This is a genomic window from Candidatus Paralachnospira sp. LCP21S3_A2 (genome assembly GCF_052118925.1).
Lineage (GTDB): Bacteria > Bacillota > Clostridia > Lachnospirales > Lachnospiraceae > Lientehia.
Genome location: NZ_JBQKGG010000054.1, coordinates 1 through 432, shown reverse-complemented (window position 1 = coordinate 432; position 432 = coordinate 1). Strand labels below are relative to the sequence as shown.

The 432-nt window shown below is 42.1% G+C and carries 2 rRNA genes; both read left to right on the top strand.

Annotated features, from left to right (window positions below):
* Nucleotides 1-111 (top strand): 5S ribosomal RNA (gene rrf / locus ACTQ3K_RS12665); the annotation flags it as partial.
* Nucleotides 112-347: 236 nt separating this feature from the next.
* Nucleotides 348-432: ribosomal RNA gene (locus ACTQ3K_RS12660) — 23S ribosomal RNA — on the top strand; the annotation flags it as partial.

The following is a 432-nucleotide window of genomic DNA, read 5'->3' as shown; positions in this document are numbered from 1 at the left end:
CTGATGCGCTTAGGGGAGACACCCGTTCCCATCCCGAACACGATGGTTAAGACCTAAGCGGCCGATGGTACTATACTGGAGACGGTATGGGAGAGCAGGTGGGTGCCAGAAATCGAAATAATCAGCTTTGCTGTTTATATATATACTGGTTTTTACCAGTGATTTAAAATCAAAAATCTCTTTTGGTTTTAAATGGCTGATAAACTTCAGTCATATGTACCTTGAAAACTACACATTGATAAGAAGACATCAGATATTGATTGAATGTTTTAAAACCAATTCAATTTCATTAACAAAGCAAAAACCTGAACCAGGACAGCAGGACGCTACCTGCTGTGGTTAAACCTGGTTAAGCTAAAAAGAGCGCAGGGTGGATGCCTTGGCACTAAGAGCCGATGAAAGACGTGATAAGCTGCGATAAGCCATGGGGAG